Raw genomic sequence first — 12,691 nt, forward strand, 5'->3', positions numbered from 1 at the left:
TAATGGGGCGATCGCCCTTGATGAAACTGGTTGCATCTCCGGTGATCCCCTGTGATCGATCAAGGGAAGATGGCTCGCCATCAACTGCATGAGTGATTTCATGACCGATCATGCGTGATGCACTGGGGGAATCGATCGGGACTCAGATCAACGACTGATTGACCCATCATCGATCACAATCAATTTGAGATTCACAGTCCCCTTGATCAGTACCCATTGATGAGACTGATCAGACCGATCACGTTAACTGATCGCTACTGCGCCAATCCATTAAATCCAGTGATTGGGTGAGGGCGATCGGGAAAATTGGGGCGATCGAGGGTGGGGCAAGGTGATCGAAGGGTGATCAAATCGACGGCGATCAAGGCGATCAAACTCAATGAAATCGATTGACCTAGAGCCATCTGCATGGAGATCAGGCGATCGATGACATTAATGGAGATCCGCAATGAAATCCGCAACCCCAATGCTCAAATATCTTGCGCAATCTACTGTCTGAGCCTGTCGGTGGCCAGGATGCATGGAAATTGAAGCGGCTGTTCAACGAACCTTTGCCACAGGCTCAGCGTCTGGATCGGTGGCGGAAGCGGCACGGCGCTGGATGGCTCTGCCCGATAGTGCTGCCCGATCGAGTTGTTTGCTGGTTCTCGAAAGCAATCAGCTTAAGGGCGTGGTCTTGCCTCGGGATCTCTTGCGGGCCCTGGCCACTCAGCCCACGCGGCTGCTGGGAACCATTGCCCAGGCCGTCCAACCAATCTTGCTCAAGGACTTGGGGCAATGGATTGGCACCATTGAGGGCCTCCGAACCCTGTTGGATCTGTTTACCCGCCAAGGCCTCGATATTTTGCCCGTGGTGGATGGGGGACTGCGGCCCCTCGGGGTATTGCCGCTGATGGTCGTCTCCCAAGAATTGATTTTGCGCCTGCAACAACAGGCCGATCACCGTGACCTGGCCGAGCAGCAGTTAATGACTGCCTATGCCGAAATGCGGGGCATGTTGGAAGCCCTGCCGGATCTGGTGCTGGAACTGTCAACGGAGCAGGCCCATGTGCGGGTGATGCCCACCCAGTTGGCCCAGGTGTCGAATCATGGGGGTGAGCTAATTAATCAGATGGTGGAAATTCTGACGGATTCCACCCGATCGGGCCCTTGGTTGGCCGCTGCGCGGGAAGCCATTCGGCAACAACGTTCCCTGTCTTTGGAATATTCCCTGCGGCTGGGAGAACAGGAGGCTTGGTTTATTGCCAACATTGCCCCTACCTCCCACAGCAGCGTGATTTGGGTGGCGCGTGATATCAGCGATCGCAAACGGGCCGAGCGGGCCCTGGCCGAAGCCAATGTTCAGCTCAAGGCTTGGATTGATACCCTAGAGCGCCGTAACCAGGAGTTGAAACTGCTGGGCGATCTCAGCGGTCTGCTGCAAACTTGCCTGAGCATCGCTGAGGCGGGCCGCGCCTTGCCCAGTGTGTTGATGGCTTTGTTTCCCCGCTGTAGTGGAGGGGTGTTTTTATACGACGACAGCAAGGGCGTATTTTCCCTGATCAGCCAGTGGGGCGATAGTTTCTCCAGCCAATCGACCTTTGCCTTTCGCCATTGCTGGGCCCTGCGGCGTGGGCGATCGCACCGAGTGGAATCGGGGCCGCAAAACCTGCGCTGTCAGCACGCCTTTGAGGGGTTCATTGGCGAATCTCTCTGTATGCCTTTGGTGGGGCGGGGGCAAACCTTGGGCCTGTTGCACCTTTGCACCCAGCCCAATCAGCGCCTGATTTCCGAATACCAACCCATGGCCACGGCCGTGGCGGAGCACTTGGGCTTGGCCTTGTCTGATATGCAATCGCGCCAAAAACATAACCTGGTGACGCTTCAAGATGAGGATGCGCAACTGTTTAATCGGCAATATTTGGAGCAGCGGCTTCAGCGCGACTTGTTAAGTATGGCTCGTGCCCAGCAACCCTTGAGTTTGTTGGCGATCGCCCTGGATGGGTTGGCTGTGGCGGAGCGCCTTTCGGGCCAAGATACCAGCCGATATTTGTTGCAACGGGTGGTGATGCGGTTGCGCAACCATATTTCTGAGTTGGAAGCCCTGGGGCGCTACGGCAAATATGACTTGGTGCTGTTGTTGCCCAACACGGAGATTGAGGAAGCCTGTCGCCGAGCGGAGCGGTTGCGCCAACTGTTGTCGTCGCTGGATGCGTCCCTGCTGGAGTTTGCGCCCCAAGGAATTGGCGTGGCGATCGGGATTGCCAGTTTCCCAGACCATGGCCGCACGGCGGCTGAGTTATTGCACCGGGCAGACGTGGCCCTTTATCGGGCCCGATCAGGCAAGGGTAACGGGATTGTGCCCTATAGCTTGCCCGACAGCGATCGCGCCTAAATTGCCCATTTGCCCTGATTGTGCCCCTGAGCGTCCTGTCCCGAAACGCTACCCGATCGCCGGCCTCGCTAAGATAGAAGGCCCCAAGCGGCGGTTCGCGAACCAAAAGTCGGGCCATGTCGTCAATTAGCGTTAGAGTAGCCACGATGCGCGATCGACCGTCGCTTTCTACTGTTGTTGAGTTTCGTTGGTATGGTTCAGCAATTGCCCGATCGTCCCCTGCCCGCCGCCGACCAGGTTGATAAAATCACCCTGCCGAAAACCAGCGAATCGGAAACGCTGAAAAAAATTCGCCACACCACTTCCCACGTGATGGCCATGGCGGTGCAGCGCTTGTTTCCCAAGGCTCAAGTGACGATCGGCCCCTGGATCGAAAACGGCTTTTACTACGATTTTGATAGCCCCGAACCCTTCAGTGAAGAAGCGTTGAAGGCGATCAAAAAAGAGATGATCAAAATCATCAACAAAAAGCTGCCGGTGATTCGCGAAGAGGTGTCCCGCGAGGAAGCTAAGCGCCGGATTGAGGCGATCGGGGAACCCTACAAGCTGGAAATTCTCGACGACATCAAAACCGAGCCGATCACCCTCTATCACCTGGGCGATCAGTGGTGGGATCTCTGCGCCGGGCCCCACCTGGAAAACACCTCGGAAATTAACCCCAAGGCGATCGAACTGGAAACCGTGGCCGGAGCCTATTGGCGCGGCGATGCCACCAAGGCCCAACTCCAGCGGATCTATGGCACGGCCTGGGAAACCCCCGAGCAACTGACCGAATATAAACGCCGCAAGGAAGAAGCCCTGAAGCGCGATCACCGCAAACTGGGCAAAGATCTGGGGCTGTTTATCTTTGCGGATCCCGTGGGCCCCGGCTTGCCCCTCTGGACTCCCAAGGGCACGATGCTGCGATCGATCCTGGAGGACTTCCTGAAGGGCGAACAGGTCAAACGCGGCTATTTGCCCGTGGTCACGCCCCACATTGCCCGCGTGGATTTGTTCAAAACCTCCGGCCACTGGCAAAAGTACAAGGAAGACATGTTCCCGATGATGGCCGAGTCGCCGGAAGAGGCGGCCGCCGAGTTAGGCTTTGTGCTGAAGCCGATGAACTGCCCCTTCCACATCCAAATCTTTAAGAGCCAGTTGCGATCGTACCGGGAGCTGCCGATGCGCCTGGCGGAATTCGGCACGGTCTATCGCTACGAGCAGTCCGGCGAGTTGGGCGGCCTCACGCGGGTGCGCGGCTTCACGGTGGATGACTCCCACCTGTTTGTTGCGCCTGAGCAGTTGGATGCGGAATTTCTGAAGGTGGTGGATCTGATCCTGACGGTGTTCAGGGCGCTGCAACTGAAGAATTTCAAAGCGCGTCTCAGCTTCCGCGATCCCGACTCCGACAAGTACATCGGCTCCGATGAGGCCTGGAATAAGGCTGAAAACGCGATTCGATCGGCCGTGCAAACCCTGGGGATGGATTCCTTTGAGGCTCCCGGCGAGGCGGCCTTCTACGGGCCCAAGCTGGACTTCATTTTCCAGGATGCCCTAGAGCGCGAGTGGCAACTGGGGACAGTGCAGGTGGATTACAACCTGCCGGAGCGGTTTGATCTGGAATACGTCGCCGCCGATGGCAGCCGTCAGCGGCCGGTGATGATCCACCGGGCCCCGTTCGGTTCGATCGAGCGGCTGGTGGGCATCTTGATCGAAGAATACGCCGGAGATTTCCCCTTCTGGCTGGCTCCCGAGCAAATTCGGCTGTTGCCCGTGGGTGACAATTTCCGCGACTACGCCGATCGCGTCGTGGAGCAACTGCAACTGGCGGGCATTCGGGCCACGGTGGATGGTTCGGGCGATCGGCTGGGCAAAATCGTCCGCAACGCCGAAAAGGAGAAAATTCCCGTGATGGCCGTGGTCGGCGAAAAAGAGCTGGAAACCAACAGCCTCAGCCTCCGTACCCGCGCCGACGGCGATTTGGGATCGGTGACGGTGGCCACCACGATCGAACGGGCCACGGCCGCCAACCGCGATCGCACCAATTTTTAGAGTTCAGGGCAGCGCCAGCCCAGAAAAGCTCTAGCCTAGGGAGGTGGAAACGGCCGACCGTGCCCCTGTTCCCGATCGAGGATGGGCCTCGTTTGCCCATCGCCCCGTCCTCGATCGTCCAACGGCTCAACAGTTCCTCATCTAGTTCCCATCAAGTCCCCATCACAAGTACCGCTTGAACTTTGCGATGAAACTTCAATCCACAATCGCAGCGATCGCCCTGGGTTTGCCGCTGCTGCTGACCCCCACCGCTGCCCAAGCTAACGAACACGATCGCTGTGTGCGCGACCTGCGCGACTCCAATATCAGCCCCGACCTGATTGCTAGCTCCTGTGCCTATGTGCTCCACCCCGAGGACTTGGGCGACTGCGTGGAGCGAATTGACGAAAAAACCACCATCTCAGCGGAGGCGGCCCTTAGAACCTGTCGGCAAGCTCGCCGCCCGATCGACACCGCCAACTGTGTGGTCAGCATCTCGCGGGCCGGAGCCGTTGACGGCAGTGCCGTTTTGGATCATTGTCGCCGCAGTTTGCTGCCCGAACGGTTTGCCCGTTGCGTCACCACCTTGAATCGCCAGGTGACCAGTGACCTCACCACCGCCATGGGCCAATGCATTGACGGGCGCGATCGCCCCCGTGACATGTATCCCGAATATCCCGGGCGATCGGGCAACTGAGATCGGTGACTGAGATCGTGAAACTGAGGCCGTAAATCAGCGTTTTGGTTGATTTGGGTCCCAGTTGATTTGGGTTCGATCGGGTTTGGCCCACCTGTCCGTTGCCCTGCCAAGCCCACACCCCCCTCAAGAGAACTGGATCTATCTCCTAGGGTTAAGCCGCAGTCGTTGAGGCTGAACCGCTAACCCCAGGAGATAGACCCAATCTCGATGATCTCAATGGTCAGTAGGATCTGTAGTCCCGACGGCGATTGGGGCCCGGTCGTTGGTCGGTTGTTTTTGAATGGTTGATGGATTGTTCACGGCATGGTGCCCCCTCTCACCTTGCCTAGTGTCCTAGGAAATCCCTGGAAATCCCTACTCGCTGCGGCCCACCAATTTGGGAATCGGCGGAGCGACGGGCAATAGGTTGGCATCCTTGGTGACAATGTGGCCCACGTAGAAAGCCCCCGCTTCAATATTCAAGGCGCTAACCACCACATCCCCCTCCAAGCGCGAGGTGCGCGTTAGGGTCAGACTTCCTTCGGCCACAATACTGGCCTTCACTGTGCCGTGAATAATGATGTTGCCGGCTTTGACCTCGGGCCCTTCGATTGAGCCAGTCGCCGAAATCTCCAAATCTCCATTCACTTCCACCGTGCCCCGCACCGCACCATCAACCCGTAAACCGCCCTGGACTCTTAAGTTTCCTTGAAAATCACTTCCCTCAGCCAAATAGGTCACTGACGGCATTAGTTTTTTGCTACGTCCAAACATCGGTTAACTCCAGAGTCACTATTGCATTGATCCATCCCCGCGTTCCTCCCAGCACGCGGCCTCGCGATCGAGGCCTGCTTCATTTTTCAACTCCTTGAAACTGCCTGAACTACTTTGCAAGTTTGCTGGGTCAGTGACCCAGTTGGTGTTGCCATCAACAACAATTTATACTTCCGATCCTTGTTGTTTTTCTGACCTCTTAGTTTTTCTGGCCCCTGCGTTTAAGGCGTGTTACTGATGGTGGCTTGTCCTGGGGGATAGAGTTGTCTTGAGATTAATATCCGCAGTCTGATTTCAGGGTTTTTACGGAAGAAATGCACTGATTCGGGTAATGGATGAAACTGTGAATCAACCATTACCAAATGGTTCTGCGCTTGTGGTTGATGGAAGAGGAGCAAACAGGGGCTAAGTTCTAAAATTCCCAAAAATTGCCCAAAATAAGCTCAAAATTCTGAAAAATTTGACTTTTCTCGACAATGATCGCCAAGAATTTTCTGAACGACGGTTTTCTAAACTTCAGAACAATCAATGCGACTCAGACCCTATAAACCCAAACGAACACAAATCAATCACAGTCAGTCTTTGAGCGTAATTTTGCCCGAATCATGAGGCTTGCGACTAATAGGGAGTTGAGCTATGGGCGAGGGCTACTGAATTTGGATGTCGCTTGACCCGTGACGGGTCATGCCCCCTGGAGGATTGTGGGACATTTTGGAGAAGCAATGATTGCAAGATACTCTGAAGGATCTATTTTGAAGGATCTATAGGGTATGGCAATGGAGGGTATAGCAATAGGGTATGGCGATCGACTGGCAATTTCGGCTCGGCTGTGCCGTGTGGTCTTATCCCGGTTGGGTGGGTTCAGTGTATCCGCCGGGAACTTCGGGGCAAAAAGCCCTGCGTTGTTATGGCGAGCGGTTTTGGGCCGTTGAGGGCAACACGACGTTTTATGGTGTGCCCACGGCAGCCACGGTGCAGCGCTGGGGATCGTTGGTTCCCGATGGATTTCGCTTTTGCCTGAAGTTGCCTCGGGATGTGACCCATCTGGGGCCCTTGCTCGATCGCGGGCCGGCAGCGTTGGCCTTTGCGGAGCGGGCGGCGGCCTTGGGCGATCGGTGCGGGCCCTTGTTTGCCCAGCTTCCTCCTAGCTACGGCCCCAGCCAGAGCGCAGATCTGCGACAGTTTTTGAGCCGATGGCGACAGTCAACCGATGTTCCTTTGGCTTTGGAGGTGCGTCACCGGGATTGGTTTTTGCCCCATTGGCGCGATCGTCTCAATGGTTGGTTACGAGAACTGGGGATTGGTCGGGTGGTGTTGGACACGCGGCCCATTTATCGGGGTTTGGATTTGGCCCGGGACGATCCCCAACGGCAATCCCAGCGCCGCAAACCGGATTTGCCGCTGCAAGCCTGTGTAACGGCGGAGTTCGCGATCATCCGGTTCATTTCCCACCCGGAAGCCTGGCGCAATGAGGCTTATTTGTTGGAATGGCGCGATCGAGTGTTGCGCTGGCTGGAGCGAGGAGTGCAACTGTATTTTTTTGTCCATTGCCCGATCGAGGAGCATTCGCCCCACACGGCCCGCCAGTTTCAGGCTTTACTAGAGGCGGCGACGGTTCCGGCCGTGGCCGCGATCGCCCCGTTGCCTTGGAATCAGTTATCAATCACCGAAGACGCGGCAGCAATGGCCATGGATCGGACTGGGGGCGATCGCCTCGGATCCCAAAACGATTCCCAAAATGATTCCCAAAACGATCAGCTTTCCCTGTTTTAGGGAGCCGTATTTTAGGAAAAGAGACCGCAGCGAGGCGACTACATCAAACCGGTGCGATCAACCAACAGGGCCACACCTGCCGAAAAAGCCGTAATGCCCATCGCGATCCAGGGGCTTTGGCCGAACGCCACCGCGAAGGACACCGCCACACCGGCTCCAACGGCAGCGGAAATAACACCAGTGACCAAATCTTTTTGCTCGGGTTGCATGGTTTTTTCCCTTGATGATTTCTTAAACAAAAGGCACTAATAAGAACCGCTAATGAGCGGCTGTGCTGTCCCAAATTACCATCCCGATTTAGCTGGGTGTTTGGGAAAGTCCCGGCTTTGCAATTAACCTTTAATAAGCTTGAGAATTCTTGAAATTTCGCGATAAAAATTCACAAATCAGCCAAATTTTCGTCGATCAGAACGCAATAAACGGCAACGACCAAACAAATAGCAGTTACATTGCAGTCGCCTAAAAACGGGAGTGCTAAGGGTTGAGCGGTTAAGTGACCGTGAACTAGTTGGCGAGTTGGTCAACAGTCCTCTAGGAGCCAGAAAAACCGTAGAAATCTGTGAAAAAGATAAGAAAATGAACAATATCAATCAATAAACGAATTAAAAAATGAATTTAAGGGCAGATCTAGACATGAAAACCAGAAAAATCAGCAACATAGCCAGAACAATCGTCAAAAGCACAACAATCAACAAACAGGGATCAACAACCAATAATCAACCAATCATCCACAAATTAGGGATCAACCAGCAGCTATTAGAACGCAGGTATTAGAACAAAGAGCGCACAGCGAAAGGAGAACTGTGCGCCCTTTGAGAAATGGTTGAACGTAATTCAAAACAATTCAACGCGATCCAAAATCCAAAAATAGACTCCCGATCGGGTGGGTGGGGGCTGAGTGTCTAGACCCGACTGCCTAGACTCGACTGCCGAGGAACTGCTCGATCGCGTCGGCCTGTTCCCAACCATGGCGCACGCAATCACCCAGCGCTACGCCGCCTTCATAGTTGCTGCAAGCAAAGAGGCCAGGCCAATGCTGAAGCTCCTGGTGCAAGGTGGCCAGGCGAGACCCATGCCCGATCGTGTATTGCGGGATCGCCCGCCGCCAGAGTTTGACCGACAGCACCTTGGGCGGCACGTCCTGTTTCAGCAAAATCCGCCGCACGTCCGCATGAACCATTTGGGCGATTTCGTCTTCGGTTTTGTGGATCAGGGTGGGGTTTTGTGCGCCGCCAATGAAGTTGATTAGGTGGGCCCAACCTTGGGGAGCGCGTCCCGCAAACAGGCTGGAAGCCCAAATGGTTCCTAGAGTTTGCAGGCCCAGGCTGCGGGGAATCAGGTTGCCAAAGCCGCGCAGGGACTGGGAAAAGGCGGTTTCGGGATAGGCCAAAATTACGCAGGCAACGGCGGGGTAGGGAATGGCGTTGAGGGCGGTGCTGGCTCGGGGGGCGAGGGGTTCCAACAGTTGAGCCGTGACCGGAGCCGGGGTGGCCAGAATGATCGATCGAGCCGTGATCTGTTGGGGGCCATCGGGGCTGGCGATCGCAACCTGGTAAACGCCTTGGGGATCACGGGCGATCGCTTCCACCTGCCAACCCAACTTGACCCGATCGCCCAAACCGCTTGCCACCGCTTCCGGCAAAGCTTGCAGTCCCTCGCGGAAGGATCCCAACTCCCCGGACTTGGGCTTGGGTAAGCGGGGATCGGCTGGGGGTGCTTGTTTGGCCGCTTGGCGTTTGGCCCAGAGAATCCGCGCCGCCCCGGCTCCCAAGCCACCACCGGCCGCTTGCATGGCGGCCATTTTGCGGAAGGCCGCCGAAGCACTGAGGGCATTGGGATCTCCGGCATAAACCCCCGAGATAAAGGGATCCACGAGGCGCTCCATGGCTTCTTGACCCAGGTGGCGAGTGAAGAATTCACGGACGGTTTCTTCGCCGCCCCTTGCCGAAATGGCTGCACCCACGATCGGGGGCACAAAACCCGCCGCACCTAACAGCAGTCTGGCTTTGCCCCGATCGCTCAGCAAGGTGGAATTCCAAAATGCGCCGGGACTCATGGGAATGGCTTGTAACCGACCGTCCCAGTAGACAAATCGGGGCAGCTTGCCATCCGCAAACACCAGCTCATCCTTCAACCCCACTTCCACGGCGAGTTTCAGCAGCTCTGGCGTGGGGGCGAAGCTGTTGGGCCCCTCTTCCCACAGGAACCCATCGGCCGATCGGGTGGTGATGTTGCCGCCCACACGGTTTTGCGCTTCCACCACCAGGGTCGATCGCCCTCGGTTGCCCGGGTGATTAACCAAGCGGTGGGCAGCGCTCAAGCCCGTTAAACCCGCGCCGACAATCAACACATCGATCGTCGTCGATCGATCCGTTGTCCCTTCAACCCCAATCGGTGCAGCAACCACCACGGCTTGATCTCCTTTTTTCAGATTTTCTCAAAACAATTTCAAATTCAAACGCCAGTCCACGAATGGGGCTAGTTGCGCTAGTTGCGTTAATTGCCCTAGTTGCCCTGGCTTCCCTGAGTTCAATCAATCGATTGAAGGACGGGTGATTCCAGGTGCTCGCAGTTATTCGCAGGCGCTCGCGGTTGATTTCAGTCGATGCGATCTCGACGCGATTTCAAGCGATGTGGGATCGATCGAGTGAATTGATTTAATTGTGCGGTTTTTGGGGCTGGGGCGATCGGGTCTCGGGAGGAGGGGCGATCGGCCAGCCAACCGCTTCTTAATTTAACCGTTGATGGTCTTTTATCTTTTTATCGTTATTGGGTTATGAAAAATCAATAATGACCCTCAAGGAATGCTGAGTGAGCCAATGCTGGGCGAGCTAATGCGGGGTTACCGGGTAACTGAGGATCGCGCTCTGAACGTAGAAGGCGATCGCCCGATCGAGCAATCGCCTTCTACTCAAGTAACCCTTCAATTAAGCCTCAAGTAACCCTGAGCACCAGTCCCAAGGGATCCAAATTTTCCCGATGATTGCCTAACGCAGAGCTGCGATCGGGACGGCCGCCTTGGAATCGGTCATTGGCTGGGGCGATCGCGCCACCAACACCTCCCGAATCAACCGGGCGATCGCGCGTTGGGCTAACTCTCCGGCGATTTGTTGACCCAACTGCTGGGTTTCCGGCCGCACCAGGATCCGCGCCGCCAACTGCAACAGCTTCATGGAATCAAACCCAGGCGTTTCCTGAAGCAACTGCCAAATGCGTTGCAACCGCTCCAGGGTTTCGCGCGGGTCGCTGGGGTTGGTTCCCGGGTTGGAACTTGCCGGACTGCCCGGGTTGCGGTTCAGGAACTTGCCCCAATTGTCCAGGAGCGATCGCCAAGCACTTTGGCCCGCCGCGTCGATCGCTTCCACTAACCGATTGGCGACCTGCTGGCGAATAAATTCCCCACGCTCCGAAAACAGAAACTCCGCTGCCCGATCGATCCCTTCATTGAGATCATAATCAGCACTGTCCTTGGCATTGCGCAACAGATTTTCTAACCGATTCCAACGAAAATCTCCTTCCCGAAACAGCAAATCTTGCAACGAAGCCCGCAGTTCTGGAGCCGGATCCGTGAGCAATCGTTTGGCAATGTAAGGATAGGCTTTGCTGAGCACTTTGAATTCTGGATCCACATTGATCGCAATCCCTTCGAGGGTCACCAGCGATCGAATAATCAGGGCATAGTAAGCCGGAACTCGAAACGGATATTCATACATCACCCCTGACAATTGATCGGTGATGTTTTTGAAATTCAACTCCGAAACACTCGATCCCAACGCATTGCTAAACACGCCGGATAGGGCTTGGGAAATTGGCTCCAAATTGGTGTCAGGGGTCAAAAACTCCAGCTTCACATAGTCTTCCGCCAATCGAGCAAAATCGCGATTCACCATGTGAACCACCGCTTCGATTAGTCCGTAGCGCTGATATTTTTTAACCCGGCTCATCATCCCAAAATCGAGATAAGCCAATTGACCATTGGGCATGGCTAACAGGTTGCCCGGGTGGGGATCCGCATGGAAAAAACCATGTTCCAGCAATTGCCGCAGAGAACACTGCACCCCCACATTTACCAAGTGGGTGGCATCAATGCCTTGTGCGGCCACTTCTTTCAAATTGGTGAGCTTTGTTCCCGAAATCCACTCCATGGTTAACACCCGTTTGCCGGTGTATTGCCAATAGATTTTGGGCACGTAAATTTCTGCCATGGAGCCATAGAGCTTGGCAAATTGTTCTGCGTTGCGCCCTTCTTGGGAATAGTCCATTTCCTCAAAAATGCGGGCCGCAAATTCATCGGTAATAGCAACTAGGTTGCTCCGCAGTCGCTTGACATTTTTCATGGCCCATTTGGCAAGGCCACGCATGATGTAAACGTCAAGTGTGATTTGTTCCGTGAGTCCGGGGCGTTGCACTTTCACGGCAACGGCTTCCCCAGTTTTCAATTTGCCGCGATAGACTTGCCCCAGGCTGGCGGCGGCAACGGGTTTTTCGCTGAGTTCGGCAAAGCAATTTTCGGGGCGATCGCCCAATTCTTCCTCAATGAATCGGTAGGCAATTTCATTTGGAAAAGCTGGCAATTGATCTTGCAGTTGGGTCAACTCTTCCAAATAAACCGGCGGCACGAGGTCGGGTCGGGTGGAAAGGGCTTGGCCCACTTTGATGAAGGCGGGCCCCAACTGGGTCAGCAATTCTCGTAACTGGCGAGCGCGGCGGGCTTCGTTGCGCTTGACTTGGTTGCTCTGGCGATCGCGCCAAATCGCAAAGGCAAACATGAAGCAGGGCCACAAAACGGCGATCGCCCGTTGCAGCACCGCCCACCAGCGTCCTCGATAGGCCGCGTCGATCGCGTCTGGGTCGTAGTGGGGCGATCGATAGGTTTCGATGTCTTCGTCGTCGGTGGGCCCCTGATTTGGCGATACCGGCGCGGAAACATCCTCTGCCACTGCCCGTGCCTCGATCGTGGCCCGTTTGGGATCCGTCGCATCAAACACAGGAGTCATCGCTGAAGTCATGGCGAACGTTGCCTGAACCAGTTACTTAGTAACCAATTGTAAATACTGTCGCCATCAATCGTTGGATTTCGA

General features: G+C 55.5%; 8 protein-coding genes. 4 read left to right on the forward strand and 4 right to left on the reverse strand.

Features of this window, described 5'->3' with window-relative positions:
- Positions 1-520: 520 nt before the first annotated feature.
- The 3 genes from AMR42_RS15580 (at position 521) to AMR42_RS15590 (ending at position 5,081) form a co-directional block, all read left to right on the forward strand.
- Positions 521-2,374 carry a diguanylate cyclase gene (locus AMR42_RS15580; RefSeq protein ID WP_099534577.1) on the forward strand — a complete coding sequence of 618 codons (1,854 nt, stop codon included), beginning with the start codon at positions 521-523 and terminating at the stop codon, positions 2,372-2,374.
- A gap of 192 nt (positions 2,375-2,566) precedes the next feature.
- A complete protein-coding gene (gene thrS, locus AMR42_RS15585; RefSeq protein WP_099534578.1) occupies positions 2,567-4,405 on the forward strand; it encodes a threonine--tRNA ligase in 1,839 nt (612 codons plus the stop codon).
- Positions 4,406-4,592: 187 nt separating this feature from the next.
- Positions 4,593-5,081 (forward strand): hypothetical protein, encoded by a 489-nt coding sequence (locus AMR42_RS15590; protein WP_099534579.1) that lies wholly within the window; start codon positions 4,593-4,595, stop codon positions 5,079-5,081.
- Positions 5,082-5,438: 357 nt separating this feature from the next.
- On the opposite strand, the gene AMR42_RS15595 is transcribed toward AMR42_RS15590, so the two are convergent.
- Complete coding sequence (locus AMR42_RS15595) at positions 5,439-5,837, reverse strand: polymer-forming cytoskeletal protein (RefSeq protein ID WP_099534580.1); 399 nt, start codon at positions 5,835-5,837, stop codon at positions 5,439-5,441.
- Between the two features lie 798 nt (positions 5,838-6,635).
- On the opposite strand from AMR42_RS15595, the gene AMR42_RS15600 reads away from it, so the two are divergent.
- A complete protein-coding gene (locus AMR42_RS15600) occupies positions 6,636-7,610 on the forward strand; it encodes a DUF72 domain-containing protein (protein WP_099534581.1) in 975 nt (324 codons plus the stop codon).
- 38 nt (positions 7,611-7,648) lie between these two features.
- On the opposite strand, the gene AMR42_RS20900 is transcribed toward AMR42_RS15600, so the two are convergent.
- The 3 genes from AMR42_RS20900 to AMR42_RS15610 all read right to left on the reverse strand — a co-directional run bounded on the left by AMR42_RS20900 (position 7,649) and on the right by AMR42_RS15610 (position 12,607).
- Positions 7,649-7,819 (reverse strand): hypothetical protein, encoded by a 171-nt coding sequence (locus AMR42_RS20900; RefSeq protein ID WP_190355568.1) that lies wholly within the window; start codon positions 7,817-7,819, stop codon positions 7,649-7,651.
- Between the two features lie 707 nt (positions 7,820-8,526).
- The gene (gene hemG / locus AMR42_RS15605; RefSeq protein WP_234407042.1) at positions 8,527-10,020 is read right to left on the reverse strand and encodes a protoporphyrinogen oxidase; all 1,494 of its coding nucleotides are present in this window, start codon (positions 10,018-10,020) and stop codon (positions 8,527-8,529) included.
- 577 nt (positions 10,021-10,597) lie between these two features.
- Entirely contained in the window at positions 10,598-12,607 is a 2,010-nt protein-coding gene (locus AMR42_RS15610; protein WP_099534596.1) for an AarF/ABC1/UbiB kinase family protein, read from the reverse strand.
- Between the last annotated feature and the right edge of the window lie 84 nt (positions 12,608-12,691).

Origin of the sequence: Limnothrix sp. PR1529, from assembly GCF_002742025.1 — a bacterium.
Classification (GTDB): domain Bacteria; phylum Cyanobacteriota; class Cyanobacteriia; order CACIAM-69d; family CACIAM-69d; genus CACIAM-69d.

Coding starts and splice junctions, on each gene's coding strand:
- AMR42_RS15610 (WP_099534596.1), bottom strand. CDS start 12,607: ATGACTCCTGTGTTTGATGCGACGGATCCCAAACGGGCCACGATCGAG.
- AMR42_RS15580 (WP_099534577.1), top strand. CDS start 521: ATGGAAATTGAAGCGGCTGTTCAACGAACCTTTGCCACAGGCTCAGCG.
- AMR42_RS20900 (WP_190355568.1), bottom strand. CDS start 7,819: ATGCAACCCGAGCAAAAAGATTTGGTCACTGGTGTTATTTCCGCTGCC.
- thrS (WP_099534578.1), top strand. CDS start 2,567: ATGGTTCAGCAATTGCCCGATCGTCCCCTGCCCGCCGCCGACCAGGTT.
- AMR42_RS15595 (WP_099534580.1), bottom strand. CDS start 5,837: ATGTTTGGACGTAGCAAAAAACTAATGCCGTCAGTGACCTATTTGGCT.
- AMR42_RS15590 (WP_099534579.1), top strand. CDS start 4,593: ATGAAACTTCAATCCACAATCGCAGCGATCGCCCTGGGTTTGCCGCTG.
- AMR42_RS15600 (WP_099534581.1), top strand. CDS start 6,636: ATGGCGATCGACTGGCAATTTCGGCTCGGCTGTGCCGTGTGGTCTTAT.